This window comes from Sulfurospirillum barnesii SES-3, assembly GCF_000265295.1.
Lineage (GTDB): Bacteria > Campylobacterota > Campylobacteria > Campylobacterales > Sulfurospirillaceae > Sulfurospirillum > Sulfurospirillum barnesii.
On sequence record NC_018002.1, the window covers coordinates 932,476 to 957,000 of the forward strand.

At 36.9% G+C, this 24,525-nt stretch carries 29 protein-coding genes, 2 tRNA genes and 1 CRISPR repeat array; of the genes, 22 read left to right on the top strand and 9 right to left on the bottom strand.

Annotated elements, in window-relative coordinates:
* Positions 1–6: 6 nt before the first annotated feature.
* From cas4 to brnA, 5 genes are all read left to right on the top strand, one after another.
* Positions 7–495 (top strand): CRISPR-associated protein Cas4, encoded by a 489-nt coding sequence (gene cas4, locus SULBA_RS04760; RefSeq protein ID WP_014769138.1) that lies wholly within the window; start codon positions 7–9, stop codon positions 493–495.
* A 6-nt stretch (positions 496–501) separates the two neighbouring features.
* A complete protein-coding gene (cas1b, locus tag SULBA_RS04765; protein WP_014769139.1) occupies positions 502–1,506 on the top strand; it encodes a type I-B CRISPR-associated endonuclease Cas1b in 1,005 nt (334 codons plus the stop codon).
* Positions 1,503–1,814: a CRISPR-associated endonuclease Cas2 gene (cas2, locus tag SULBA_RS04770; RefSeq protein ID WP_014769140.1), complete on the top strand. Its 312-nt coding sequence runs from the start codon at positions 1,503–1,505 to the stop codon at positions 1,812–1,814. Before cas1b ends, cas2 begins: the two co-directional genes overlap by 4 nt.
* A gap of 165 nt (positions 1,815–1,979) precedes the next feature.
* A CRISPR array of direct repeats spans positions 1,980–4,699; the repeat unit is 30 nt; unit sequence CTCGAACCGACACAAGATTTGTATTTAAAC.
* Between the two features lie 374 nt (positions 4,700–5,073).
* Positions 5,074–5,325, top strand: a complete 252-nt coding sequence (locus SULBA_RS04775; protein ID WP_014769141.1) for a BrnT family toxin — start codon at positions 5,074–5,076, stop codon at positions 5,323–5,325.
* A complete protein-coding gene (gene brnA / locus SULBA_RS04780; protein WP_014769142.1) occupies positions 5,322–5,603 on the top strand; it encodes a type II toxin-antitoxin system BrnA family antitoxin in 282 nt (93 codons plus the stop codon). The genes SULBA_RS04775 and brnA overlap by 4 nt, the downstream gene beginning before the upstream one ends.
* Before the next feature lie 33 nt (positions 5,604–5,636).
* On the opposite strand, the gene SULBA_RS04785 is transcribed toward brnA, so the two are convergent.
* From SULBA_RS04785 to SULBA_RS04795, 3 genes are read right to left on the bottom strand one after another with little or no spacing between them, the layout of a single operon-like run.
* The gene (locus SULBA_RS04785) at positions 5,637–6,182 is read right to left on the bottom strand and encodes a hypothetical protein (protein ID WP_014769143.1); all 546 of its coding nucleotides are present in this window, start codon (positions 6,180–6,182) and stop codon (positions 5,637–5,639) included.
* A 4-nt stretch (positions 6,183–6,186) separates the two neighbouring features.
* Entirely contained in the window at positions 6,187–6,501 is a 315-nt protein-coding gene (locus SULBA_RS04790) for a hypothetical protein (protein WP_014769144.1), read from the bottom strand.
* A 21-nt stretch (positions 6,502–6,522) separates the two neighbouring features.
* A complete protein-coding gene (locus SULBA_RS04795) occupies positions 6,523–6,756 on the bottom strand; it encodes a helix-turn-helix domain-containing protein (RefSeq protein WP_014769145.1) in 234 nt (77 codons plus the stop codon).
* A 326-nt stretch (positions 6,757–7,082) separates the two neighbouring features.
* Here SULBA_RS04795 and SULBA_RS04800 point away from each other — a divergent pair, with 326 nt between their 5' ends.
* The 12 genes from SULBA_RS04800 (at position 7,083) to SULBA_RS04850 (ending at position 16,640) form a co-directional block, all read left to right on the top strand.
* Entirely contained in the window at positions 7,083–7,931 is an 849-nt protein-coding gene (locus tag SULBA_RS04800) for a hypothetical protein (protein WP_014769146.1), read from the top strand.
* Between the two features lie 77 nt (positions 7,932–8,008).
* Positions 8,009–8,209 (top strand): hypothetical protein, encoded by a 201-nt coding sequence (locus tag SULBA_RS04805; protein ID WP_014769147.1) that lies wholly within the window; start codon positions 8,009–8,011, stop codon positions 8,207–8,209.
* A 151-nt stretch (positions 8,210–8,360) separates the two neighbouring features.
* Complete coding sequence (locus tag SULBA_RS04810) at positions 8,361–8,693, top strand: hypothetical protein (RefSeq protein WP_014769148.1); 333 nt, start codon at positions 8,361–8,363, stop codon at positions 8,691–8,693.
* A complete protein-coding gene (locus SULBA_RS12925) occupies positions 8,690–8,830 on the top strand; it encodes a hypothetical protein (RefSeq protein WP_014769149.1) in 141 nt (46 codons plus the stop codon). Before SULBA_RS04810 ends, SULBA_RS12925 begins: the two co-directional genes overlap by 4 nt.
* Positions 8,827–9,795 (top strand): type II secretion system protein GspD, encoded by a 969-nt coding sequence (locus SULBA_RS04815; RefSeq protein ID WP_014769150.1) that lies wholly within the window; start codon positions 8,827–8,829, stop codon positions 9,793–9,795. Before SULBA_RS12925 ends, SULBA_RS04815 begins: the two co-directional genes overlap by 4 nt.
* A gap of 209 nt (positions 9,796–10,004) precedes the next feature.
* On the top strand, positions 10,005–11,447 hold the full coding sequence (locus SULBA_RS13015; RefSeq protein WP_172634063.1) for a hypothetical protein: 1,443 nt from the start codon (positions 10,005–10,007) through the stop codon (positions 11,445–11,447).
* Between the two features lie 3 nt (positions 11,448–11,450).
* Positions 11,451–11,750, top strand: coding sequence for a hypothetical protein (locus SULBA_RS04825; protein ID WP_014769152.1), 300 nt, complete (start codon positions 11,451–11,453; stop codon positions 11,748–11,750).
* Between the two features lie 2 nt (positions 11,751–11,752).
* Positions 11,753–13,015: a zonular occludens toxin domain-containing protein gene (locus SULBA_RS04830; protein ID WP_014769153.1), complete on the top strand. Its 1,263-nt coding sequence runs from the start codon at positions 11,753–11,755 to the stop codon at positions 13,013–13,015.
* 8 nt (positions 13,016–13,023) lie between these two features.
* Positions 13,024–13,218 carry a hypothetical protein gene (locus tag SULBA_RS04835; protein ID WP_014769154.1) on the top strand — a complete coding sequence of 65 codons (195 nt, stop codon included), beginning with the start codon at positions 13,024–13,026 and terminating at the stop codon, positions 13,216–13,218.
* Between the two features lie 222 nt (positions 13,219–13,440).
* Positions 13,441–14,781, top strand: a complete 1,341-nt coding sequence (locus SULBA_RS04840) for a rolling circle replication-associated protein (protein ID WP_014769155.1) — start codon at positions 13,441–13,443, stop codon at positions 14,779–14,781.
* Positions 14,782–14,791: 10 nt separating this feature from the next.
* Entirely contained in the window at positions 14,792–15,589 is a 798-nt protein-coding gene (locus SULBA_RS04845) for a phosphoadenosine phosphosulfate reductase domain-containing protein (protein WP_014769156.1), read from the top strand.
* Positions 15,590–15,728: 139 nt separating this feature from the next.
* Positions 15,729–16,640 (top strand): tyrosine-type recombinase/integrase, encoded by a 912-nt coding sequence (locus tag SULBA_RS04850; RefSeq protein WP_041671811.1) that lies wholly within the window; start codon positions 15,729–15,731, stop codon positions 16,638–16,640.
* Positions 16,641–16,653: 13 nt separating this feature from the next.
* Here SULBA_RS04850 and SULBA_RS04855 read toward each other — a convergent pair.
* Positions 16,654–16,729: transfer RNA gene (locus SULBA_RS04855), tRNA-Met, on the bottom strand.
* A gap of 17 nt (positions 16,730–16,746) precedes the next feature.
* Positions 16,747–16,821: transfer RNA gene (locus tag SULBA_RS04860), tRNA-Gln, on the bottom strand.
* Between the two features lie 101 nt (positions 16,822–16,922).
* On the opposite strand from SULBA_RS04860, the gene SULBA_RS04865 reads away from it, so the two are divergent.
* The 3 genes from SULBA_RS04865 to SULBA_RS04875 are packed head-to-tail and all read left to right on the top strand — an operon-like array spanning position 16,923 to position 20,606.
* Complete coding sequence (locus SULBA_RS04865) at positions 16,923–17,945, top strand: bifunctional 3,4-dihydroxy-2-butanone 4-phosphate synthase/GTP cyclohydrolase II (RefSeq protein WP_014769158.1); 1,023 nt, start codon at positions 16,923–16,925, stop codon at positions 17,943–17,945.
* Between the two features lie 25 nt (positions 17,946–17,970).
* Positions 17,971–19,665: a cation:proton antiporter domain-containing protein gene (locus tag SULBA_RS04870; protein ID WP_014769159.1), complete on the top strand. Its 1,695-nt coding sequence runs from the start codon at positions 17,971–17,973 to the stop codon at positions 19,663–19,665.
* A gap of 56 nt (positions 19,666–19,721) precedes the next feature.
* Positions 19,722–20,606, top strand: a complete 885-nt coding sequence (locus SULBA_RS04875) for a 3'-5' exonuclease (protein ID WP_014769160.1) — start codon at positions 19,722–19,724, stop codon at positions 20,604–20,606.
* A 15-nt stretch (positions 20,607–20,621) separates the two neighbouring features.
* Here SULBA_RS04875 and SULBA_RS04880 read toward each other — a convergent pair whose 3' ends face one another.
* Positions 20,622–21,074 carry a hypothetical protein gene (locus tag SULBA_RS04880; protein WP_014769161.1) on the bottom strand — a complete coding sequence of 151 codons (453 nt, stop codon included), beginning with the start codon at positions 21,072–21,074 and terminating at the stop codon, positions 20,622–20,624.
* A gap of 148 nt (positions 21,075–21,222) precedes the next feature.
* On the opposite strand from SULBA_RS04880, the gene SULBA_RS04885 reads away from it, so the two are divergent.
* Entirely contained in the window at positions 21,223–21,831 is a 609-nt protein-coding gene (locus tag SULBA_RS04885; RefSeq protein WP_014769162.1) for a hypothetical protein, read from the top strand.
* A 12-nt stretch (positions 21,832–21,843) separates the two neighbouring features.
* On the opposite strand, the gene SULBA_RS04890 is transcribed toward SULBA_RS04885, so the two are convergent.
* Positions 21,844–22,143: a DUF6172 family protein gene (locus SULBA_RS04890; protein ID WP_014769163.1), complete on the bottom strand. Its 300-nt coding sequence runs from the start codon at positions 22,141–22,143 to the stop codon at positions 21,844–21,846.
* 107 nt (positions 22,144–22,250) lie between these two features.
* Here SULBA_RS04890 and SULBA_RS04895 point away from each other — a divergent pair, with 107 nt between their 5' ends.
* Positions 22,251–22,634, top strand: coding sequence for a YbgC/FadM family acyl-CoA thioesterase (locus SULBA_RS04895; protein ID WP_014769164.1), 384 nt, complete (start codon positions 22,251–22,253; stop codon positions 22,632–22,634).
* Here the strand turns inward: SULBA_RS04895 and SULBA_RS04900 are convergent.
* Together SULBA_RS04900 and SULBA_RS04905 are read right to left on the bottom strand one after the other, a co-directional pair.
* The gene (locus tag SULBA_RS04900) at positions 22,618–23,871 is read right to left on the bottom strand and encodes a hypothetical protein (RefSeq protein WP_014769165.1); all 1,254 of its coding nucleotides are present in this window, start codon (positions 23,869–23,871) and stop codon (positions 22,618–22,620) included. The two genes, SULBA_RS04895 and SULBA_RS04900, sit on opposite strands and share 17 nt — an antisense overlap.
* Positions 23,868–24,521, bottom strand: coding sequence for a uracil-DNA glycosylase (locus SULBA_RS04905; RefSeq protein WP_245391442.1), 654 nt, complete (start codon positions 24,519–24,521; stop codon positions 23,868–23,870). The genes SULBA_RS04900 and SULBA_RS04905 overlap by 4 nt, the downstream gene beginning before the upstream one ends.
* Positions 24,522–24,525 lie beyond the last annotated feature (4 nt).

Sequence of the window (24,525 nt, forward strand, 5' to 3'; positions counted from 1 at the left end):
AGACAAATGATCACAGGAACTCTCATCAACTACTATTTTCATTGCCGCACCCAGTGTTGGCTTCACGCCAATCGCATTAACCTCGAAGACAACAGCGAAGATGTGCGCATCGGAAAAGTCTTACATGAGATCAGCGAAGAGAAGGCGCAAAAAGCCGAAGTGAAGATAGACAATGTCAAAATCGACAAGATCACCAAAGAGTACTTAGTAGAACTTAAAAAGTCCGACTCAGACCCTGAAGCGGTGAAGTGGCAAGTGTTGCTTTATCTGTACAAACTCAAAGGTAAAGGCATCGAGCGTAAAGGCAAAGTCGAATACTATGAGAAAAATCACAACACGAAAAGCGAGATACTAGAGTTGAATGAGCAAAATGAACAAGAACTTTTGCATGTTTTAGACGCAATTACACAGCTCATCAATGCGGATATTCCACCGCCACCGAAGTTTGAAAACAAATGCAAGAAATGCGCTTATTACGATTACTGTTTTATATGAGGTAACATGGCAAAAAATCACACACGCTACATCTTCTCGATGGGCGAACTCAAACGCAAAGACAACTCCATCGCGTTTAGCAATGAAAAGGGCAATTTTTACCTGCCCATCGAAGAGACGAGGGAGCTTTACTGCCTGAACGAGGTAAGCTTCAACACGAAGTTTTTAGACTTCATCGCTAGGGCTGGCATCACGATGCACATCTTCAACTACCATGGCAACTACAGCGGAAGTTTTTACCCAAAAGAGTATCTCATCAGCGGCGATTTGACCATAAAACAGTCGTTGAGTTTTGTCAACGAACGCTTAGGGATTGCAAAAAGCATCGTCTCTGCCATTGCTCAGAACATTCACGAAGTGTTGTACCACTACTATCGCCACGACAAAAAAGAGCTCAAGCCGTATCTGGATTGGTTAAAAAACGATGTTGAATCATTGTTACATGTAACGACTAAAATCGAGCAGATACTGTTTGTTGAAGGGCAGATTTGGAGTCGGTTTTACGACAGTTTCAAATATTTTTTACCCGAAGATTTTGTGCTAAACAAACGCGTCAAACGCCCACCCGACAACCCTATGAATGCGCTCATCAGCTTTGGCAATACCCTTCTTTACACCAAAACCATCGCTTCCATCTACCACACGCATCTCAACCAAGCCATCAGTTTTCTACATAGTCCAAGGGAAGGGCGCTTTAGTTTGAGTTTAGATCTCAGCGAAGCATTCAAGCCGGTCATCGTTTTCAAAACCATTTTTGATTTGGTAGGGCGAAAGAAACTTCAAGTACTTAAACACTTTGACAAATCCCTTAACTACGCACTTTTAAACGAAGAGGGCAAGAAGATTTTTATCGACGCTTTTGAAGAGCGCATGAACGAAACATTCTTACATGTAAAGCTCAAACGCAAAGTTTCTTACAAGCATTGCCTCAAATTGGACGGTTATAAACTCATAAAAACCATCGTGGAAGGCAGAGAGTTCACTCCCTTTTTACTCAAGGAAAAGATGTGAAAAAAGACACGACCAATTACAATTATGTCTTTTTGTTTTACGACATTGCCGATGAATTTAGTGATGTTGGTAAATACCGCGTCGCCAAAGTTTTTAAAATCTGCAAAAAATACCTCAAACATCACCAAAAGTCCATCTTCAGAGGCAACATCACGCCAGCGAACCAAATAAAACTCCAGAGTGAACTCAAAAAAGTGATCGATAAAGAGATTGATTTTGTGACGATCATCAAGATGCTAACTTCTGGAAGTTTCAACGAAGAAACACTCGGCAACCCAAAAAAGGAGAGCGAAGGAATTTTCATCTAATTTTTCCAACCACAGTTTAGTTTTTTTTAGGTGAAAAGTTGCTAGAATAGGGCGTTAAATCGCCTTTTTGATCTTTAACAATTCATTGTTAATTTTAATTGGAAAAAATGACACGAAGGGTTATTTTGTGGGATAGTGCTTTTTAGGAAGTGCCATAATTTAGCTCTCGAACCGACACAAGATTTGTATTTAAACCTAATCCACAAAGGGAATGTTTGCTGTTGCCATTCCTCTCGAACCGACACAAGATTTGTATTTAAACAAGCGTGTATGATAATTGGAAAACTGGCAAGGTAACTCGAACCGACACAAGATTTGTATTTAAACAATAGGCGAGGACGATTTGAAAAATGGTCGTATGGCTCGAACCGACACAAGATTTGTATTTAAACCTAGGGCTTGATTTGGTTTTTGAGGCAACGGATAAGCTCGAACCGACACAAGATTTGTATTTAAACTGTTTTACACCGTTTCTTAAATGTTTTAACGCACTTCTCGAACCGACACAAGATTTGTATTTAAACTTCTTACATCTCCTCAAACATTATACAACCGCTAACTCGAACCGACACAAGATTTGTATTTAAACCCCTCCATGCTTTTGCTAGACCAACATCGGCAAGAGCTCGAACCGACACAAGATTTGTATTTAAACAGATAATGATTGGGCTGTTGAAGAAGAAAAAAGACCTCTCGAACCGACACAAGATTTGTATTTAAACAGGTTGCTAACATCGGACGTAAACATGTATAAAAATCTCGAACCGACACAAGATTTGTATTTAAACATTTAATAATCAATCTTTTCTGTTCTAAGCTTAACTCGAACCGACACAAGATTTGTATTTAAACTGAATACAGTCCTTTTAAAAATGTAGTGCGCTTTGCTCGAACCGACACAAGATTTGTATTTAAACTGGTATTCGCCATCCGCACCATTGAGGATTACATCAACTCGAACCGACACAAGATTTGTATTTAAACAATTAGACTAGAGGCAGAGGCGCAATTTGCAACCGCCTCGAACCGACACAAGATTTGTATTTAAACATACGTTCGACAGCACAAAGATGGAGCACTTAGCAGTCTCGAACCGACACAAGATTTGTATTTAAACTTTGGAATTTCGTTGGATAGCTTAGTTCCACTTGCTCGAACCGACACAAGATTTGTATTTAAACATATATCCAAAATCTCCAACTTCCACTGGTAAATTTCTCGAACCGACACAAGATTTGTATTTAAACAATAACGCAACCCTAATCCCAAACACTTTAGTAACTCGAACCGACACAAGATTTGTATTTAAACGGGCTTCCACCAATGTAAAAGCCACCGACCGCCAACCTCGAACCGACACAAGATTTGTATTTAAACAATACAAAGACGGAAGCACAAAAATAGCAATTAGCTCGAACCGACACAAGATTTGTATTTAAACACGGTCTCGCCGTTGTAGAACTTAGATAAGGAGAACTCGAACCGACACAAGATTTGTATTTAAACTTGATGAGGCGCACCTTGTAAATAATAAAGCAGAAACTCGAACCGACACAAGATTTGTATTTAAACTTACTGGTTGTGTTCTGATCCCTGCAAAAAACTTTCCTCGAACCGACACAAGATTTGTATTTAAACAGATTTTGATAAACAAGATATAAAGTGTGTAACAACTCGAACCGACACAAGATTTGTATTTAAACAAAAATCGCTGAGGAACTTTTCATTTTTGGAACCAACTCGAACCGACACAAGATTTGTATTTAAACTTCATATCGTCTTCCACGTCTGGGTCATAAAGACAACTCGAACCGACACAAGATTTGTATTTAAACCCTAACATACCCAACTTTACAGCTAAATTGATTGCTACTCGAACCGACACAAGATTTGTATTTAAACGAACGAACTCCATCAAGTTTTGAATTTGTAGCATTCTCGAACCGACACAAGATTTGTATTTAAACCCTTACGCTGCTATTTTCCCTTTTGCTTTCAACTCTCTCGAACCGACACAAGATTTGTATTTAAACAAGACATTACGGGGAGTACAGAAGCTAATAAGATTTCTCGAACCGACACAAGATTTGTATTTAAACCACTTAACTACAACGTCAATGCGTTGACTATAAGCTCGAACCGACACAAGATTTGTATTTAAACATAGAAAACCCCTATATTTTTGAGAAAATTCAATAGCTCGAACCGACACAAGATTTGTATTTAAACCCTAATCCATTCTTGAGTAAAAAGATTAAAGACCTCTCGAACCGACACAAGATTTGTATTTAAACATTATTAGCAGTGTTGCAACGTTGCTTGACACTGTCTCGAACCGACACAAGATTTGTATTTAAACTCGAGTACGGCTCGCTCACCATCACTGAGGCGTGGTTCTCGAACCGACACAAGATTTGTATTTAAACTGGCAAGGAGAAGCTCTCTCTTATACCGTGCAATACCTCGAACCGACACAAGATTTGTATTTAAACCGTGCAATGTCTCAGTATGTCTTAGCCTATGATGTTCTCGAACCGACACAAGATTTGTATTTAAACGTTGGTAAATACGCTTGGTTATGTAAATAAGTGATGCTCGAACCGACACAAGATTTGTATTTAAACAATCCTCTAAACTTTATTCTTGCTGGGTATGCTTCTCGAACCGACACAAGATTTGTATTTAAACTCAAGAAGACCTAGGTTAAGAAGCTGGAGTCTTGCCTCGAACCGACACAAGATTTGTATTTAAACCACTAACGGTTGCCTCTTCTTCAACTGCTTCAGAAACTCGAACCGACACAAGATTTGTATTTAAACAGAGAAGCACCTTTTAAATATAAGTTTTCCCACTCGCTCGAACCGACACAAGATTTGTATTTAAACGTACCTATATCTTTTGAGAGTGAGTTAGACGTAGCTCGAACCGACACAAAAATACGTGACGATAAAGCCTGAAACGAGTAAACAAGTGATAGATAAAATAATAAGTAGTGTGATTTTGCCCGACAAAGTGGCTGAAAGTTCGATATAATGGGTGTTTGAAATGGTTGCGGGAGTCGGACTTGAACCAACGACCTTCGGGTTATGAGAAGTTGAACCTCGTACACATTTTTTAAACCTTAAACACTTACCGCTTACATTTAATGGAACTTCGTTTTTTACCTTGCCCGATACCACTTTTCTTAAACACCTCACTCACTTGATTTTGTAAATATAATAAGAGTATAATAACCATACCTAAAATAAAAAGGTCTTTGATGTTTGAATACGATGAAGCAAAGAGTCAAGCCAACAAAGAAAAACATGGAATTGACTTTGAAGAAGCTCAAGCTCTTTGGGATAATGAATACTTGGTTTTTAAACAAGTTGAAATAAACAATGAAGAGCGTTTTTTACTGGTAGGTCATATTGGTGAACTTTGTTATGTGGCTGTCTTTACTATGCGTGAAGACAATATTCGCATTATCAGCGTGAGACGATGTCGAAAAAATGAAAAGGAGATAGTATGAAAAAAATATCAGCAGAAGAATTTGATAGAAAATTTGATAATGGTGAAGATATACTCCCTTATATTGATTTATCTTCTAAAATGACTAAAAGTGAATTTGAAAAAAAGTTATTGTCAATCAAAAAAGTAAATGTAGATTTGCCATCATGGGCGATTGCTTCTTTAGACAAAGAGGCTAAACGTATGGGTGTCACACGTCAGTCTATCATTAAAATGTGGCTCATTCAAAAGCTTGATGATTTAAACCTTAGTCGTAAATCTTTAAAACAAGTGGGATAAACTCCCACTTTATACTACTTGTTCTAAAATCTTTTATCTATAAAAACTATTACTTGATACTGTACTTGGTATGATTTCTTCTTCTTCAACTTCTTGAATTGGTTCATTTTTTTTAGGTGTTTCTTTTGGCATAAGAACTATCGTTTCATTTTCTCTTATTGGTTCTTTTATTTCATTTTTTTTATTTTCAATTAGCACACTGGGTTTAGTGTATTGTATATTGACATTTTTTATTATGGGTTTTTGTCTTTCATCTATGATAGGTTTTTGTAGTTTTGATTGTTGGGTTTCGTGTAGTTTTGATTGTTGGGTTTCGTGTAGTTTTGATTGTTGGGTTTCGTGTAGTTTTGATTGTTGGGTTTCGTGTAGTTTTGATTGTTGGGTTTCGTGTAGTTTTTCTTTTAAATTGATTAGATTTGTTAGCCCAAAATATCCTATAAATGCAAGAAGAGTTAACCATAAAAAATGTGAAGATGTTTTATTTTTTTTATTGTTTGTTGTAAAACTTCCATGTACCTTTTCGTTATATTTTTCTCTTCTATACGTTTCAAGTAATTTTAGTGTTTTATCATCGAACATTGTTTCACTTTAGTGCTTTATATTCGAATGAATTTATATGGTAGTAGGGTTTTTGGTCGTAGGTTTTATATCGTGATTGAAGCATTGTAAAGGTTTGCCCTGAGCTTAATTTTAAATTTCGAATTGTTTTACTATTTCCATCCAATGATGCACTTGCATATGTCACAAGAACTGTATCGGTTGATAAGTTTGTAATGATAATTTCTGCATTCATACCTCCTTTATAAAGATACATACATACTTTTTCATCAGGAAGTTCGCAGGGTGGAATTGCATACATACTTGTGAGTAATCCAACAAGGATAAGTAGTTTCTTCATCTTAAGCACCTTTTGTTTTTTTTATTTTAATTTTTTTCTCATAACTCTAGCCTTAATTTCAGCCATATACATTTCTTTTTCTTCTTCTGTTAGTTGCCTGTAATAGGTGTTTATATTTTCTTCTTCATTTATATCTTGTATCTCATCCTTTAATCCTAAATTGATTAATTTTATTAGTTCGGGTTTTGTTTTTTCCCAATTGTAAAGAGTAGCAACAGAAACATCTAATCTAACTGCCAATTCTTTTTTATTCATTGATATTCCAATAATTATATTTTTTTTAACAATTATTCTAAATTTTATAAAACTTTAATATTTAGAGTGGTATTCTAACATTTAGAATTATTCTAGTAATTAGAATTTTTTCTAGTTTTAATTATAGCATTTTTATTTTTTTAATAAAAAATAGTTCGAAAATCTCGTTATTTGAAAATTTCTCTTTTCAAATACCAAGGTTTTCTAAACATAAAGGTGATGGCGTGTTTCATCACAGTTTTTGATTCCTTCTCACGGAGTTTGTTAAGCACCTGCTCCGTGTTGTGTTAAATGGTGCTTACAAAAACTACTTAAAGGTGCTTATCATGCAAGACAAAATCTACCCTCACTACATTCAACAAGCGTATCAAGCCAAAGTGCTTCTTCGCAAAATTCAGATTCACTCTGTTGGTACTCGTTACCCTTTTAAAGACCAATTGGTCATTACTACTCAAAACATTGAGCGAAATCCAAATAATCCCATTTTTTCCATTACGCATCTTATTGATGTTGTCGTGAAGTGTGAAAATAGAATTGAAGCTGTGAAGCTTAATAATGCCCTTAAAGAGTATTTGGCAAAAGATAAAATGCTTCCTTTGGACATTGGCGTTTTTCAAAAGCCTTTTACTAAAGAGAATCAACAAGCTCAAAAGTATTATGCTTTTTCAAATTCTTCCGCTAAAGAGCTTTTAGAGCTTCTTCTAAAATATCAAGACGATAAAACATTACATTATGTTGTAGGTTCTAGTCCTGTTGAGAGTAACTATCTTTTCAATGGCTTCGACTTAACCTATACGCTGACAAACTACACCATGAATGGCTCTTTCTTTACGCTAGAGCAGATGAAAGAAATCAATAAAAACGCCACCTCTCCATCCTATAAATTAAAACTTTTAACCACGTCATTTTGTGAATTAGACGAAGATACCTCTGTGGATGAGTCCGTCAATTTTGAGATAAGCGGTGAGAGTGAAAGTGAGGTTGGCACTCTTGCTGAGAAGATTATTCAACTTCAAAACAATGGAATTGCTTTTACATGTAAAGGACGTTTTCCACGTGCTCAAAAAGACTATTTTACTGTGCCTCTTTCAAAAAGTGCGGGTGAACTCATAAAAGAGATAAGTGCTCTTTTAGATTCTAAAAAACCACAACAACCAACACCTAAAGTTTCCTAACTTTCTTCAAATCCCTTTTACATGTAAAGGGATTGAAAGAGGGTTTAAATACTCTACTACAAAAAAAAGGAGTTTCTATGAAACTTATTAAGTCTCTCGGAATTACGGCTTTAGTGGCTGTTGGTGCTTTTGCGGCTGATGAACCGTGGTATACAGATTTAACCACACAACTTACCTCCATTAAAGGGATGGTTATTACGGTTATCAGTGCGGTTATCGCTATTTCCCTTGCTCCTCTTGGCTGGGCGTATGTTAAACGTGTCATTAACAGAGGTTAAGTTGCATGATTACTCAAATTGATTTAACCGCTTTTGCATTGGTAGCAGGTTCTCTTTTGACGATAAAGCTATCGGTCTTTAGTTCGTTTTTCATTTTGAGAATGGCTTCAAAGAGGAGATGAATTTCTCCTCTATTTTTAAAGGTGCTGATATGAAAAAACTACTCTTTGCTTCTCTTTTCTGTGTTAACTTTCTCTTTGCGGATTATTTGTTTCAACCCTCAAATCTGTGCATTAAAGAGTATTGGTATAAAGATGGCAATTTCTATTTTATCCGCTCCGACACTGGCGCTGTTGCTTCTACGTTCACTACAAATCTTGGTGATGATGTTTATGGCGGTTATGACTACAACACAACCACAGGCGAATGCACTCCCAAATCTTCCAATAATGATTTAGGTCTTAGCAGTGAGGATTTTGAATATTTAAATGCTCTCATTGGTCTTTTAATCGCAATTTTGATGTTATGGAGTTTATTTGCATGATAGTTGATATTATCCATTTTGGTATGACGGCTTCCGCTCCTGCCAATTACGTTTTAGATATTGTCTTTACGGTTTTGGTGAAAGGTATCTTGCCTTTTTACCTCGTCAAGCTAGTTATCGTAAAGTATTTTAAATGAAAAAGCTACTTTTTCTTTTCATGCTCTGCATTCAAGCATTTAGCATTGAACTTGCACCTACGAATTTTGGACTTCGTGACTTAACAATTCAAATCTCTCAAGAGTGCAATAAAAACATTTTAGTCTCTCAAGATATAAAAAACATGAGTGTGGATTATTTCTTGATTGAGGATGTAAGTCCTGAGGTTCTTTTTGAAACGTATAAGCGTGTGATTGAGTCAAAAGGGCTTTTTTTAAATGACTACGGCTCTTTTTATGTTGTCGATGAAAAAGCGCATGTTGTTCCAAAAGAGCAAGATAATTCTAATATAGAACTTACCATAAAAGTGATAGAAATCAATAACGAAAAATTGAATCAAAAGGGCTTAGACCCTACGTTTTTATCAAATTTAAATATCAATGTCTCCTCTGTTGATTTGAAAAACTTTACCGTTGATAAACTTTTTAGCGCACAATTTAAAGACGTTTTAAATGCTCTTGAAACACAAGACTACATTAAAATAGTATCTGAACCTTACGTGATAGTTTCCAATAATGGTAAAACAACCATGAATGTGGGCGATAGTGTCAGCGTTAAAACGTCCTCGTATGATTCTAGTACATCCACATCCGTGCGAAACACCTACACGCAAAAAGATTTAGGCTTAACCGTTTCCATCAATCCACGCATTTTAGATAATGGGCTGATTGCTCTAAATGTTGTTTTGACACAAGAAACACTTAAAAAATTAGACAGTGACGGTCTTATTCAAACCTCTAAAAAATCTATTAACAGTGCGTTTAATTTAAAAGATGGCGGTTCTATAAGTCTAGGCGGTTTGACTTCTGCGCAAGATATAAAAGACATCAATAAAATCCCTGTACTCGGTGACATTCCCTTGCTTGAATACCTTTTTAAATACGAGAGCTTGAACACAAAAAGAAGTACATTGACGTTTTTTATACAGGTGAGGGTGCTTAAATGAAAAGAATAGTTTTAGCATTGATGCTTTTGAATACTTTTTTATTTTCAGATTTTTTTAAAACTTATAGTGTGGGTGGTATTACTTATTATCAATATTCCACTACTGTTAGTACTAATAATTATGTTGAAGATAGAAGTTCTTTTCCTTGTGGAGCTACAACAGGCGTTTTAACATATGCTAGTAGCAATTCTGATGGTACTAATAATTATATGAAACCTACTAAAATATGGGTAGATTATGAAGCGTACAATCGCAATAAATGTGAATATGATGTGGTGCGAATTTTTACTAAAACTTCTCCTTGTCCAAGCGGTGATATTGATTCTTCAGGTAATTGTTTAGAATGCGCACAAAATGAGGAAGTTGTTAATGGTAAATGTGTTCAAAAACCTTTAGATGACCCTTGTGATCCTTATTTGCGTAAATATAAAGGTGACACGGGTGTTTGTATCGACTGTTCGCATTCCGATAATGCTTCTACAGTTGCTTCTTGTGTTTGTGATGCTTTAGGTTCTTCTTATACGGGTGGTAGAGTTGACCCTTACGAGACTGTAAACAACAATGGCTACTCTTTTACTAAAACCACGACTAAATGCGACAATGGTATTTCTTTCCCTGTTTTTACAAATATGCAACCTTTACCATCTAATCCAACCGACCCAACAACGCCAACCGACCCAACGCCAACCGACCCAACAACACCCACAAATCCTACGACTCCAACCGACCCAACAACGCCCACTGACCCAACGAATCCGACCACTCCAACTGACCCAACAACGCCAACTGACCCAACAAATCCTACAACTCCAACCGAAAAGGATTTAAAAACGTCTGTGGATTCTGTAAAAGCTTCTGTTGACATAGTTAAAGCTTCGGTAGATACGGTAAAAACCTCTGTGGACTCTGTAAAAACTACCCTAGATAAATCCAATACAAAATTAGATACCGTTGTTTCAAAATTAACCGATTCTAACGCTTTATCTAAAGATATGAAAGATATTCAATCTGATACAAAAACGCTCTTAGCCAAAGAATTTGAACAAACAACTTTATTTAGAGAGCATTTAGACGCTCGTTTGAAAAACCTTATTGACGTCTCTTTGGCAAACGGTTCAAGTCTTAATGATATTTCTTCCCATACCGCAAGTACAACCAATGCGGTTAACGCACAAGGTAAATCTATTACCGATAAACTCGGTGAGATTCTTGATGCTGTTGGTGATTTAAATGGTACGGATATGAGTGCGACCAATGAGCTTTTAGAAAAAATACAAGGTGAAGGTAATACGACAAATTCGAAATTAGGCACACTTCATGATGATTTAAATACTACTAATACTCTTTTGAGTGATATAAAAGGGTTTTTTGATGATAACAAAACCATCAAAGCGCCTGATGCAAACGAATCTTCTTTTGTTCTTTCTGACCTTTTACCTGAGAATACGTGGTTTGAAACTAATAAATTAACTCCAAAAATGAATAATTATAGCGGTGCGTGTTACTGCGAAACGGCTCAGTTTCAAATCGCTGGTAAGACATTCGTTTTCCCTCCGCCTGAACTCTTAGCCATGATTCCTTTTAACGTGATTTCAGGTCTTTTGATGGCTTTTGTCTATCTTATTGGTTTAAAAGAATTTTTAAAGGATTAAAATATGCCCGTTTTTCTTACTGGATTTTTTATCGCAATTACAGAATTTTTACTTAAACTCTTTGGTAAAAATGGTGCAAAAATTGCTTTTTTTACAGTCTATACAACCCTACTTGTAACGGTTATGAATGGAGTTTCACAGTTCGCGTTTAATCATTTTGATACTAATGATTTTATGACTCCCACCATCTGTTGGTTTTTTACGCAACTTGGTGCATTTAATATTTTAGGTGCCTATATTTCTTTTATCTCTGCCAATTGGTTAAAAAGAAAAATGGTGCATTTTTGGACGTATGGTAACTAGTCATGATTAGGGTGCTTATAGGTGGTCAAGGTAGCGGTAAAAGTCTTACTTCTATCCATTTTTTGTTTGAACTTGTCGATTCAACGATTTACGGTATTGATAATAATGGTAAAGAGTTCTCAAAAACGGTTTCTGTTCCACGCCATACGCTTTATAAAAGGCTTATTTCTAACGTAGGTGGTTTTAAACCTGCACTTTTTAAAGAGCTAAGCGGTAATGCGGATATAGAAATCATCCACGAGGACCGCTATTGGCATAAAGATGATTTACTTGTTATTTTTGACAAACAGATGAAAGAGCGTGAGAAGCCTGAGAGTGAACGCACCCCAACTCTTTTTATTTATGATGAGTGTCAATTTGGACTTTCTACCTTTTCAACCGCTCAAGCAAATTTAGAGGCGTGTGAGTTTATTTCAAACTTTTTTTCTCTCCAGCGACACTTCGGTCCGTGTGATTGTCTTTTAATGACTCAAAGCGTTGATAAAATTCATTCTAAATATTTAGGCATTGATTTTGAGCTTTACATCGCCCCTGAATACTCGCTGAAAGCTGACCCTGCCAATGATATTGTTTTTGACCTTTACGATTCTGAGGGTAAAAATATTATCACGGGTGGTCGTGATAAAATCAAATACAAAAAGCAAAAAACCATCAAAGATAAAAGTGGTCAAGAGTTCAATCCTTTCATGCTCTACGTTAGCGGAGATGGGGGACGTACTCCTGAGGTTAAAAAGTCGTATTGGAAGAAATACGTTTACATCACTTTTGGTTTGATTGCTTTTGCTCTTTTGGGTTTTGTGTATACGTTTTATACGCTTTTTCAAGATATTAATAAGCCCTCATCAACGTCCGTACAACCTACGAATGAGCAAAATAGAACGGTAGAGTATGACTACTCCGCTCCGCCTCTTAATGCCGTTAAAGGCGCACGTGGCAATCTGCAAAGTTATGATGAGAATTCTACCTATAACCAATATGTAAAAGAGCCGTACCAAAACATCGAATCTCAAAACCTTTACCGTGTTTTCGTGATGGATAATGTCTATTTTATCGGCACACAGATTTTAAGTCTTGATGAGTTTAAAAAAATGATAGACAAACAGGTCTTTTTCGTAGTCTCCACACAACCTGTCTCTAAACGCTCCTTTTACGTCAATCTGCTTATTCACCAGTCCGTTATTAATAGCTTTGGACTTTCACGGGATTTTGACACGTCAGATGGCAAGAACAGGGCAAAAGGCACGGTCACTAAAACACAAAATTAGGATGAATTATGCAAATCAATATATCACTTCAACTTACACTTCAAGAATATGATTGGCTTTGTTATGTCATGCAACACTATGACACAGATAATCCTGATGTCATTATTCCGCTTTTTATTTATAAAGAATATTTACATGTAAAAAGCATCGCAGATAAAAGCGAACGAGAATTAAGCATTAATTCTCAGTGTGAGCGTGTTTAAAGTACGCTTGGCGTCACTCCTCCTCGGTGGGTCGTCAAGATGGATGAGAACGTAAGGTGCTGTAAGGGCTTAGAGTGATTTTGAGACTCCACCCTAAACAGCTAAAAGAAAATTGTAGTTGACGTTTGAGCGTGAGCGAGGAGGAGCCACTGCACCACACGAGCGAAGCTCTCTTGTCAACTTAACAAAAGTTTCCGAACATTTTTTAAAAAAGGTGCTTATATGAAATACGGTCTCAATTCTTTTGATGTTGAAAACACTCAAAAGAAAATTGACAAACAAAAAGATTATCAAGATAATGCAACATTTACCACTTCAAACGGTACGGTTAAAACACTCAGTGACGTTTCCATGAGTGCGAATATATCGGAACGATATTATGCGCAACTTGTGAATAAGGTCAATACATTACAACAAGCGATGACAAATCTTGATTTAACGCCTATTTTTCTTACTATTACTCTTGATGGTTGGTTTCATTCTCTTTTTTATGGTGATTATTCAGATTTTAGCGATGGTCTACTTTCTAAACTCCCTGAAAATGATAAATATGGCTATCTACGCACAAAAGCAATGAATCAAGAGACATTTGAAGTGCATGATTTATACATGGTGTTAAGATGGCAATGGGATAAGTTTACAAGTACACGCACATTTAAAAACATGCGTAAAGATTCAAAAATAGGCTATCTTTTTGCCACAGAACCCCATGAGAGCGGTGTGCCTCATGCACATGTTCTTCTTTACGTTCCTGCTTCGTATATTTTTAAGCTCAAAGAAGAATTTATAAAAATTTTTGATGCTCCTATGAATATCACGCAAGATAAAAAACGCCTTTCCCCTGAACAAATTAAAAACGGAGAACTTAACGGTTTTCAATGGACGATTTCAAACCCTGTGGGATACATTCTCAAATACGTCACAAAGTCGTTCATGGATATAAAAAATCAAGCCAAAATTGACGAACTTCAAGCGTGGTACATTAAGCACCGTATTGTCCGCTTCACTACATCTCATACGCTCGTACCGCAATGGGTTTACAACAAAGTCTACCCTTTAGAGAACGATTGGCTTTATCTTACGGATTTAAAAATCAACTCCATGTGCGAATGGTCTGCGGAAGATGACTATTTTAAATTTGAAGACACAAACCTCGGTAAAACGCTTCTTTATGAAAAAGGACTCTATAAAATGTTTCAAGATGGTGAGCTAATCCGTGAATTCGGACAGTTAAAAGAAGAAAAAGTGCAAATTAGAACATTGACTTACAATAACGCAAAACCATGTTTAAAATCATCTCTTAAAAAAGAGATTCATATTCCTATTCCTGTACATAATTCTAAAAATTTACATGTAGGCGATATGATAAATGGCTCTTGCTATCCATATTTTAAAAGGTATCCATCACCTGTTCTCATGGACGATGACCAGCTCTTATACTATTTCTACTCTCTTAGCATAGATAAAACGGATTTTGCACACTACACACTTACAAAAAACGAATGCATCCAGCGTTTCCTTATCAAAGGTCAAATCGAATCTCTAAATCCAATAGAATTTTAGGAGCATACAAATGAAAAACTTCAAACACATTTACTCATTATCAGGCGGTCAAGATAGTACCGCTATGACGGTTAGAGCTTTAGAGTTAGGTTTACCTGTTGATTATATTATCTTCTGTGATACAGGTAATGAGTTTCCTGAAATGTATGATTATCTTTATGCTCTTGATACTTGGCTTTTAAAAAAATATGGTATTGGAATAACTCGATTACGTTCTAAAGATACTTTAGAAACACTTTGTTTTTCTCCTTTTACAAAAGGAAAACGTAAAGGAATTATTAGAGGTGTTCCTTATGCTTCTAGCATGTCCTTTTGTACTAGAGAACTTAAAAAAAATATTTCTCGAAACTTCGCTAAAAAAGTGGACGGTGCTTACATGTACTTAGGTTATGTTGCACGTGAACGTCATCGTATGCACGAAGCAACTGAGCAGTACATTTTTAATAAATACCCTTTGATTGATTGGGAGTGGAATGAAGATAATGTATCTGCATACCTAAAAGAGATGGGAATCTATAACTCTCTATATGATCATTTCACACGTACTGGTTGTATGTTCTGCCCTAAACAAACACTTGCTAGTTGGAAAGCACTTTATGCACACTTCCCACAGCAATACAAAATTGCTCAATCATGGGAGCATAAAGCAAAAGAATTAAACGCTCATATCAAAACATTTAGAAGTGATTACTCTTTAGATGACCTAGCTTTTCGTTTTGAACGTGAACTACAAAAAGAAAAAAATGATAAACAGATTAAATTCTCTTTTGATTGGAACGAAGAGAATGTATCTTGCTTTTGTAAATAGGCGTATAAATGACACTCAAAAAATACGCTAAGAAGATTTTTTTCTTTTTTGAGAAATATATTGAAAGAGGTAGATTTAAACGTGCTGATTATTACGCCAACACGTCAAAAAAATGGTATCACAAATTATTGAGGGCAAAATGACAATTAAAAAGCTTTTTGAAGATTATTTTTCTATGATTGAACCTTTACAATCTCTTCAAACCATCCGCACAAAAAAAGGCTTCACCCAAAAACACATCATGCCAATTTTTGAGAACATGGAAGTAAGTGAAGTCACTTACCCCATGCTCCAAAAGTTCGTTAATGATTTACTCAATCAAGGACTAAAACCAAAAACCGTTAAAAATATCCTTGACGTTATCAAGGTGGTTTTTAAATTGTCTTTGCGTTTAGGTCTTATTAAAGACAATCCGTGTGACTTCGTAGAACTTCCAAAATATGACAATAAACGCTATTTCTCTTTTTCAACTGCGGTGCAAACGGATTTTATTTACTCACTTTTGACGTATGATGTTTACATGTATAGAGATATTTTTCTTTTTTTGCTTCATGGACGAAGAAGAAATGAGGTCTTAAGTCTTAAGTGGGAGATGGTAGACATGGAACAAAGGCTCTATTATATTCCTGCTCAAATCAATAAAGCACGAAAAAACATGAGCTACAAAATGACGGATATTTTACGTGATAGGCTTATGTTCCATTATCTTCATGCCTGTGTAGAGCAGAATACACGACACCCAAAAGGTTACGTGTTTATCAATCCTCAAACCAATACACAATATTCCACACTCGCTAAAGCATGGAAGCGCTTTTTACATGTAAACGATTTGCCTTACATTAGACTGCATGATATTCGTCATCTCATTGGTACGTATTCCATCAATGTTTTAAATCTTCCGATTGAAAAAGTATCTCATACGCTAGGGCACACAAACATAGAAACAACGCAAAAATATGTGACGATAAAGCCTGAAACGAGTAAACAAGTGATAGATAAAATAATAAGTAGTGTGATTTTGCCCGATAAAGTGGCTGAAAGTTCGATATAATGGGTGTTTGGAATGGTTGCGGGAGTCGGACTTGAACCAACGACCTTCGGGTTATGAGCCCGACGAGCTACCAACTGCTCTATCCCGCGACGGAAGATGTAAAAGGTGGATGGGGTGAAGGGATTCGAACCCCTGGATGCTGGTACCAAAAACCAGTGCCTTACCGCTTGGCGACACCCCAATGCCTTTAACGAGGTGAAATTATAGTGATTTTTAATTTGTTTGTCAAGGGGAATGGACTATAATCTTTTTACAGTATAAAATTAACACGTGGAGCAGTAGATGCCAATACAAAGAGTCAAACAAGCCATAGAAGATATTAAGCATGGCAAAATGGTGATGATGGTCGATGATGAAGACAGAGAAAACGAGGGTGATCTTGTGTATGCTGCAACGTTTTCAACACCCGAAAAAGTGAACTTTATGGCTTCAGAAGCCAAAGGTCTTATTTGTGTTTCTTTAAATGAAGCGGTTGCCAAACGTCTTGATTTGACACCTATGGTGAAAAATAATGACTCTCAACACGAAACAGCCTTTACTGTTTCTGTGGATGCACGTATTTGTTCTACAGGTATTTCGGCGTACGAGAGAGACGTGACTATTAAGATTTTAGCCGATTCTATGAGTCGTGCGGATGAGCTGGTGCGTCCTGGGCATATTTTCCCATTGATTGCCCGCAAGGGTGGTACATTGGTGCGCACGGGGCATACGGAGGGGTCTGTAGATTTGTGCCGTTTGGCTGGGGTATGTGAAGTTTCTGTGATTTGCGAAGTGATGAAAGAAGATGGCCATATGGCTCGCCGTGATGATTTAGACCTTTTTTGTAAAAAACATGGTATTAATATTGTCTATATTTCAGACATTGTTGCGTACCGTATGCAATCTGAGTCATTAGTTCGAGAAGTTGCATCAGCAAATGTAGAGTTTTTTGGTGCGCCAGCACGTAAAATTGACATGGTTGACCACGAGGGAAATCATCATATTGTGTATGCGTTTGGTGAGATTGAAAAAACCAGTTTTGTAAAATTTCATCATATTCTTCCCGATAATGAGTTACTAGCGAATGAGAAGAAATACAGTGGCGTTTTAAAAGCGATTGAGCATTTGAAAAAGAATAATGGTATATTTATTTTTATTGACAGTGAATACACCTCCAATCCAGAACTTCGTGAATTTGGTATTGGCGCACAGATTGTCAAAAAATTGGGTATTGAAAATATGAATCTGCTTTCAACCACAAAACGTAAGGATTATATTGGTTTATCTGGTTTTGGATTAAATATCAATCAAGAAATTGTTTTATAGTTTTACATGTAAAAGGGGTGTGTGAATGGATTTGTTCCTTCTTTCAATTTTAGTCCTTCTAGCGGTGACTGCGATTATGGTTACCATTTCAAAACATATGGGGCTGGGCTCTATTTTAGGATTATTGATTGCGGGTATTATTGTAGGGCCACACACCGCTGGACCCATTATTACCAGTGATGTCGAGACCATGCGCCATTTTACTGAGTTTGGTGTCGTTTTACTTTTATTTGTTATTGGCTTAGAGATGCAACCTTCTAAATTGTGGTCTATGCGTAAAGAAGTGTTTGGATTGGGCTCTTTGCAAGTGATTGTCTCGGGTGTTGTTTTGGGGATTTATATGAGTTTTTTTCTTGAAAACTATAAAGTTGCACTGCTTTTGGGTTTTACTCTTGCACTCTCTTCTACTGCATTTGTTATGCAACTGTTACAAGAAAAAGGAGAACTCTCCACAGAACACGGCAAAAGTGCGTTTGCTATTTTACTGTTGCAAGATTTAGCGGTTGTGCCTTTGTTGGCTATTTTGCCATTGGTCGCACCTATGCAAGAAGCTGATAATGGCTCTTGGCTTGAGAAAATTGGCACTTTTTTGTTAATGGGAACTTTGTTGGTTGCCTTTGGCACTTACGTGCTTCCAAAAGCATTTGAGAGGGTGGCAAAAGAGCGCAATAAAGATGCTTTTTTAATGCTTACACTCTTAAGTGTTGTGCTTGCTGCCTATTTGATGGATCATGCAGGACTTTCAATGGCTTTGGGTGGTTTTTTAATGGGCATGTTTCTCTCCACCTCACGGTACAGCTTTCAAATTGAATCAAGTTTAGACCCCTTTAAGGGCCTTCTCATGAGTTTCTTTTTTATTGCTGTTGGTATGTCCATTGATTTTAATGCGATTATGAATGACCCGTGGGTTTTTACAGAGCATATTGTTGTCATTTTAGTGCTCAAAGCTTTGGTGCTTTTTGGTTTAACCTTAGCGTTTGGTGCGTCAAAAAGCAATGCCATCAAATTGGCATTTTTACTCAATCAAAGCGGTGAATTTGGATTTGTTCTCTTTGGTGCGGCGAAAGCTTTACATCTCATTGACGATCAACTTTTTGTGGTGGGAATTGGTGTGATTTCTATTAGTATGTTGGTGACACCTGTGCTGTATGGTTTTGGCTCTAAATTAGCCAACAAACTGATTCATATTTCTCCCTTAACCTATTTTAAAGAAGAAGAGGTGAGTTTTGAGCAAAAAGTGGTAATTGCAGGGTATGGCAATACAGGAAAAGTCATTGCAAAAATGCTCAAAAGTACGACGATTCCTTTTATGGTTTTTGATGTCAACCCCACAGAGGTTGCCCATGGAAAAAATGAGGGAATGCCCGTTTTTTTTGGTGATATTACCGATCTTAAACTGCTTCATACCATTAAAATTGAAGAAGCTTCAATGATTATTGTCTCTATTGATCACAGTTTAAATGCGATTAAAGTGGTTAAACATATTAAAGAGTATTACCCGCATATTAAAATTTTAGCACGGGCTTTGGATATTAAAGCCATGGATAAATTATTAAACGCAGGTGCCAATTGGGTGATTGCTGAGACATTAGAGAGCAGTATTCGAACAGGAGAAGAGGCTCTCAGTCAAATGGGTGTTCCTTTGGATGAAATTACAACCTTGTTGGATGCGTTGCGTAAAAATGAGTATGAACTGATTCGTGAAATGACCAAAGCATAATCTTTACATGTAAGAATAAAAAAAAGAGATTCTGTACATTTTTAGGAATAAAATAGATGAAAATCATTGTCTTAGATACCGAAACAACAGGCATTATGGAGAAAGACCGCATATGCCAGTTAAGCTTTTTAGTGCTCAACGTCGAGATGGAAATAGAAGAAATACACAATGAAGTGTGTAAACCACCACTTCCTATCTCGTACGAGGCAATGGCGGTGCATCATATTACCCCTGAGAAGGTTGCGGATGCACCTGCTTGTGTGCAAACTAAAGCGTATGAAAGACTCCTTCAACTCAATACCCAAGAGAATATTTTGGTGATACACAATGCTGCATTTGATCTGTTAATGTTAGCAAAAGAGGGCTTCACTTCCCAGATGAATTTGATTGATACCTTTCGCATTTTGCGTGCGTATTATCCGTTTGATGGCTCATTTGCTTTGCAATACAAACGCTACCAATGGGGTCTCTATCAACGCGAGGAGGCATTGGCAACGCAGTATGGCATTATCATTCATGCGCACGATGCCTTAGGCGATGTTATCGTTCTTAAACACTTGTTTGAACGTCTTTGTGAAGAACACTCTATGCCTAAAATGATTCTTCTTTGTTCTGAGCCTATCGTCTTAAGTCACATTCCTTATGGAAAAAATAAAGGCAAAAAATTTGTCGATGTGGCACAAACAGAGCGTCAAGACCTCCACTATATGCTAAACGCCAACGGACTGGACGCTGATGTCAAAGCTTCCATACTCCACGCCCTCGAAGCCACCAAAGAGAACGTCACGCTTACTATCGGTTTTGGAAAATATGCTGGCAAAACGCCAGAGGAAGTGTTAGAAATAGATAGAAACTATCTTTTATGGATGCTCAATAAAATGGAGAATTTGAGTAGCGAACTGAAAGAGGCGATAGAAAAGGTGTTGGGCTCAAATCCGTAGGTTTACATGTAAAGCTTATTTGACCCGTTTATAGAGGGTTTTAAAGCCTCCAGCTTCTGATGAAATTGTATTTTTGTCGATAATTTTATACAGACTTCCCACTTTAATGCTCTCATCCATTACCAGCACAAACTGTTCTGAAACATCGTAACTCACACGGTGTTTGGTTCCAAAGGATGAAAAAGCATCCCGCTCAAATTCAATTTCAATAATACCTAACGTGGTTTGCGCTCTCCATCTTCCAATTAATGGATTGGCATAGAGGGTTTGCTCAAGCGCAAATTTCACGCCAAAGCCTAAAAAGAGTAAGACCACAAGTGCAGCGATGGTTTTTAAAAAGAAAGAAGGGCGTTTTTGAGCTGGTAAAAGCTCCTTTTTTTTGGGTTTGGAAACTCTTTTTTGAATCGTTTTTGGTGTAGAAGTAGGGCTTGTTTTGCGACGGGTGTGTTGTTTTCTTGTTTCATCCATAAAGCGTTAGTACCTTTAAGCGTGTTAAATCTATTTTTTTTGGACATTATAGCAGTTCATGTGTGCTTTTACATGTAAAGTGTTCTCATAATTTTCAAACCTTTATAACGCTATAATTTTAGGATTATTTTTTTAGATAAGGGTGCTTATGTTTTCAAAATTCATCAATTTATTTAAAGTCAAAGAAGATGAAACACTTCACTATATGAATCCAGAGAAGCTCTCACGCTTTCATAAAAATTATGAGGATGACCCTTTGAGTGAAGAAGATGAAGATGCTTTTTTTAGGCAACTTGAAGAAGAAAAATATGCAAGTATCGCAGAGGTAGAACACGAAAAAAAGCAGGCAGAAGCAAACCCGAACAGAGCTTCTGTTTTAGAAAAAATGCGTGCGTGTATGCATCAAAGAGAGTGGACAGCACAACGTAAAGCCAAACTGCTTGTGACTCTTTTTATATTCGTTGCAGGCTCTCTTTTGCTGTTTATTCTTATGTATGAACCGCATAATCCTTTGATTGGAAAATGGCAACCGCAAAAAAAGAGCAATATTTTCATTCCCACGGGTGACATTGAATTTCGTAAAGAGGCTATTCTTGCCAATGGTGTTAGTACGCCTATTGAATACATCATTGAAAGCCAGTATGTTGAAGTGATTGATAGTCAAACAAAAACACGCATTCGTTTTGAGCGAAAGGATGAGCGAACCATTGAACTGAATCTTTTAGGCGTAAAAACAACGTACAAAAAAATACCATAGTCAAAGAAAAGGCTACTGCGCCTCTTCTTTGTTTTTTAAATTTTTAGCAGGTTTGGCAATAATTTCAATATAGCATTCGCCCCATTTTTCGGCATGTGCCTTATCGATAGTGCTGATTAAATCTTGCACCAAGACCTCTTGTGCACTCTCTTCTTTTTGACCCATACGACACTCAAATATCCAAAACGGCGCACCCTCAGGGAGTTTTTTATTGCGTTCTCGTTTGAGGTATTTTCGTATTTCATGTTTGAGAGCATCAACGACTCTATCACTGTTCTTATTCTCTTCCTCTAAAGGAAATATCTTTTTCAAAGTGTGCCTTTTTACATGTAAGTTTAATAGACGTATTGTAATATATTTCACCTTTGAGACCCTAAGGTTTTGGCTATAATCTTTTTTTAAAAGTGAAGGAGGCGTTAATGAAAACACGTATCTACTATGATGACACAGATGCTGGTGGGGTGGTCTACCATGCGAATTATTTGAAATTGTGTGAGCGCTCACGAAGTGATTTATTCTTTGAAAAGGGTAAAAGTCCTGCAATAGATGGTGGGCATTTTGTGGTGCGTCATTTGGAGGCGGATTATTTTAAACCTGCAAAACTAGGTGATTTAGTTGAGGTGACACATGAACTCATCGCAATGAAAAATGCTTCTTTAATTTTAAAACAGTTTATTTTTAAAGGTGAAGAAAAACTCTTTAGTATGACTTCCACCCTTGCGTACGTTAAAGAGGGGAAGCCGTGTAAGATTGATGAAGAGACAAAGGCATTTTTTGCCTCTGTATTTAAGGAATCCGAATAAACTCGTTACGTCCTGGTTGGTAGAGTGATGTGTTGTATATGACTTGATTGTTAATCAAAGGTTCACTAAAAAGACGTTCAGCCTTTCCTTCAAAAAAGTCATAACACACATAATCAATGCCAATATTTGTGGCATAATTTACCCAGTCGTATACGATGTCATGCCCAAACAAGGCATTACTCTCTTCTAATGCAGCAGGCGCTTTTTGGATGGAATTTGCGACATACATACGGTCTCTGTCTTCGTATTGGGTAAGAGTAAGTAAGAGTGGATTGTAATTAATCTGTGTTGAAAGCAAAACATGCGGGTTTAGGCTGTTGGCTCGAAGCTGTGAGGCAATGAGGCTTGAAGTCACTAAGGGAGTGTTCAAAAACAACGAAGCATTATTAAACGAGCCATTACCCTTAAATATCTGTTTGAAGTTTGCTTTAGCGTTTTCAATGCGTTTTTCATAAAAGACATTGGGGGTATATTTTTTGACATATCCATTGAGTTGATAGCTGAGGCTACTACCATCTTCAAAAGTACCTACACGGGTGTTGGTTTTTTGAGCTAAGAGTGCAATTTGTTGATCATAATCAATGCCGCCAAAAAGAATATTGCTTCCCGCATTTGGTAGCGTTGAGTGGTGAAGTGTTGGAATGAAAATTGGTATTTGTGTTTCATTTAAGGCAACAATGCTTGCACCCTCAGCGGTTAGTGGTGCAATAATATAGTGATACCCTCCTGCTTGAATCTCTTTTAAGGATTGATTTAAAGATTCTGCTTTTTCATCCCCTGAATTAAAGACATTTAAATCAAAATAATAATTTTTATAGAGTAAGTAAGCAATCACAGAATTGACAGAGGAAATAGCATATTTTTTAATGGTTCTTTGTGGGACTAAAACCGCAATTTTAATCATACTGTTATCATCATTGAGCGGGGGTGGAATGAAAGCAGCAGATGGGCTACTCTCTTGTGACATCTGTGTGGGTGCTTCAATGCTAGTACCAGGTGTAGGCGTTGCCATTGCAAGCGTTGTTGAACGAATGGTGCTATCAATCGTAATGGGGGAGGAAGGCGCTAAATCATGCTCTGTTTGGGAACCTGGATAGGTCGTTGTACTTCTTGTAGGGGCTGAAGCTTTACTGCTAGAGAGATTAAATGTTGTTGGTTTATAGGGTTGAGCGGTATTGGTGGTGGTACACCCCGTGAAAAAGAGAAGAGTGAGTGTAAGGGATAACCAAAATTTCATAACAAGCTCCTTAGGGTTAATAAGTCTGCGTAAACCTCTTTTTTCGCACTTGGGTTTCGCAATAAAAAGTTAGGGTGTAAGGTGGGAATTAATTTAGCCTCACCAAAATTAAGAACGGCACCACGCACTTTATCAATTGGCGTATCGTATTCTCCTGTAAGATGATGAAAACTGGTTGAGCCTAATGTTACAATAATTTTAGGGCGAATCATATGAATTTGTTGCATCAAATAGGGCTTACAGCATGCCACTTCTTCAGGCGATGGAACACGATTTTCAGGTGTTTTACACTTTAAAATATGGGTAACATAGACTTCTTCTTTGGGAATTAACAGAACATTTTCAATCATTTTTGCAAGGAGTTCACCACTTTTTCCACTAAAAAGTATGCCTGTTTCATCTTCGCTAACGCTTGGATTGTCTCCAATAAACATGATGGCTGCTTTTAGGTTTCCAGCACCAAAAAGAATGTTTTTACGGCTCTTTGCTAGTCCACACAAGTGGCATTGCATTACCTCACATTTAAGCTCTTCAAGGTTTTTTGAAAGTACAAGCTGTTGCTTTAAGGCAAGGGGGCGATACTCTTGAAAGTATTCAAATCCCATAGCCCTGTGCTGGTACAAGAGCTTTAAAAGTCGTATTTTTTCCATATCT

Coding starts and splice junctions, on each gene's coding strand:
- cas4 (WP_014769138.1), top strand. CDS start 7: ATGATCACAGGAACTCTCATCAACTACTATTTTCATTGCCGCACCCAG.
- cas1b (WP_014769139.1), top strand. CDS start 502: ATGGCAAAAAATCACACACGCTACATCTTCTCGATGGGCGAACTCAAA.
- SULBA_RS04775 (WP_014769141.1), top strand. CDS start 5,074: ATGTTTGAATACGATGAAGCAAAGAGTCAAGCCAACAAAGAAAAACAT.
- brnA (WP_014769142.1), top strand. CDS start 5,322: ATGAAAAAAATATCAGCAGAAGAATTTGATAGAAAATTTGATAATGGT.
- SULBA_RS04785 (WP_014769143.1), bottom strand. CDS start 6,182: ATGTTCGATGATAAAACACTAAAATTACTTGAAACGTATAGAAGAGAA.
- SULBA_RS04790 (WP_014769144.1), bottom strand. CDS start 6,501: ATGAAGAAACTACTTATCCTTGTTGGATTACTCACAAGTATGTATGCA.
- SULBA_RS04795 (WP_014769145.1), bottom strand. CDS start 6,756: ATGAATAAAAAAGAATTGGCAGTTAGATTAGATGTTTCTGTTGCTACT.
- SULBA_RS04800 (WP_014769146.1), top strand. CDS start 7,083: ATGCAAGACAAAATCTACCCTCACTACATTCAACAAGCGTATCAAGCC.
- SULBA_RS04805 (WP_014769147.1), top strand. CDS start 8,009: ATGAAACTTATTAAGTCTCTCGGAATTACGGCTTTAGTGGCTGTTGGT.
- SULBA_RS04810 (WP_014769148.1), top strand. CDS start 8,361: ATGAAAAAACTACTCTTTGCTTCTCTTTTCTGTGTTAACTTTCTCTTT.
- SULBA_RS12925 (WP_014769149.1), top strand. CDS start 8,690: ATGATAGTTGATATTATCCATTTTGGTATGACGGCTTCCGCTCCTGCC.
- SULBA_RS04815 (WP_014769150.1), top strand. CDS start 8,827: ATGAAAAAGCTACTTTTTCTTTTCATGCTCTGCATTCAAGCATTTAGC.
- SULBA_RS13015 (WP_172634063.1), top strand. CDS start 10,005: ATGAAACCTACTAAAATATGGGTAGATTATGAAGCGTACAATCGCAAT.
- SULBA_RS04825 (WP_014769152.1), top strand. CDS start 11,451: ATGCCCGTTTTTCTTACTGGATTTTTTATCGCAATTACAGAATTTTTA.
- SULBA_RS04830 (WP_014769153.1), top strand. CDS start 11,753: ATGATTAGGGTGCTTATAGGTGGTCAAGGTAGCGGTAAAAGTCTTACT.
- SULBA_RS04835 (WP_014769154.1), top strand. CDS start 13,024: ATGCAAATCAATATATCACTTCAACTTACACTTCAAGAATATGATTGG.
- SULBA_RS04840 (WP_014769155.1), top strand. CDS start 13,441: ATGAAATACGGTCTCAATTCTTTTGATGTTGAAAACACTCAAAAGAAA.
- SULBA_RS04845 (WP_014769156.1), top strand. CDS start 14,792: ATGAAAAACTTCAAACACATTTACTCATTATCAGGCGGTCAAGATAGT.
- SULBA_RS04850 (WP_041671811.1), top strand. CDS start 15,729: ATGACAATTAAAAAGCTTTTTGAAGATTATTTTTCTATGATTGAACCT.
- SULBA_RS04865 (WP_014769158.1), top strand. CDS start 16,923: ATGCCAATACAAAGAGTCAAACAAGCCATAGAAGATATTAAGCATGGC.
- SULBA_RS04870 (WP_014769159.1), top strand. CDS start 17,971: ATGGATTTGTTCCTTCTTTCAATTTTAGTCCTTCTAGCGGTGACTGCG.
- SULBA_RS04875 (WP_014769160.1), top strand. CDS start 19,722: ATGAAAATCATTGTCTTAGATACCGAAACAACAGGCATTATGGAGAAA.
- SULBA_RS04880 (WP_014769161.1), bottom strand. CDS start 21,074: ATGGATGAAACAAGAAAACAACACACCCGTCGCAAAACAAGCCCTACT.
- SULBA_RS04885 (WP_014769162.1), top strand. CDS start 21,223: ATGTTTTCAAAATTCATCAATTTATTTAAAGTCAAAGAAGATGAAACA.
- SULBA_RS04895 (WP_014769164.1), top strand. CDS start 22,251: ATGAAAACACGTATCTACTATGATGACACAGATGCTGGTGGGGTGGTC.
- SULBA_RS04900 (WP_014769165.1), bottom strand. CDS start 23,871: ATGAAATTTTGGTTATCCCTTACACTCACTCTTCTCTTTTTCACGGGG.
- SULBA_RS04905 (WP_245391442.1), bottom strand. CDS start 24,521: ATGGAAAAAATACGACTTTTAAAGCTCTTGTACCAGCACAGGGCTATG.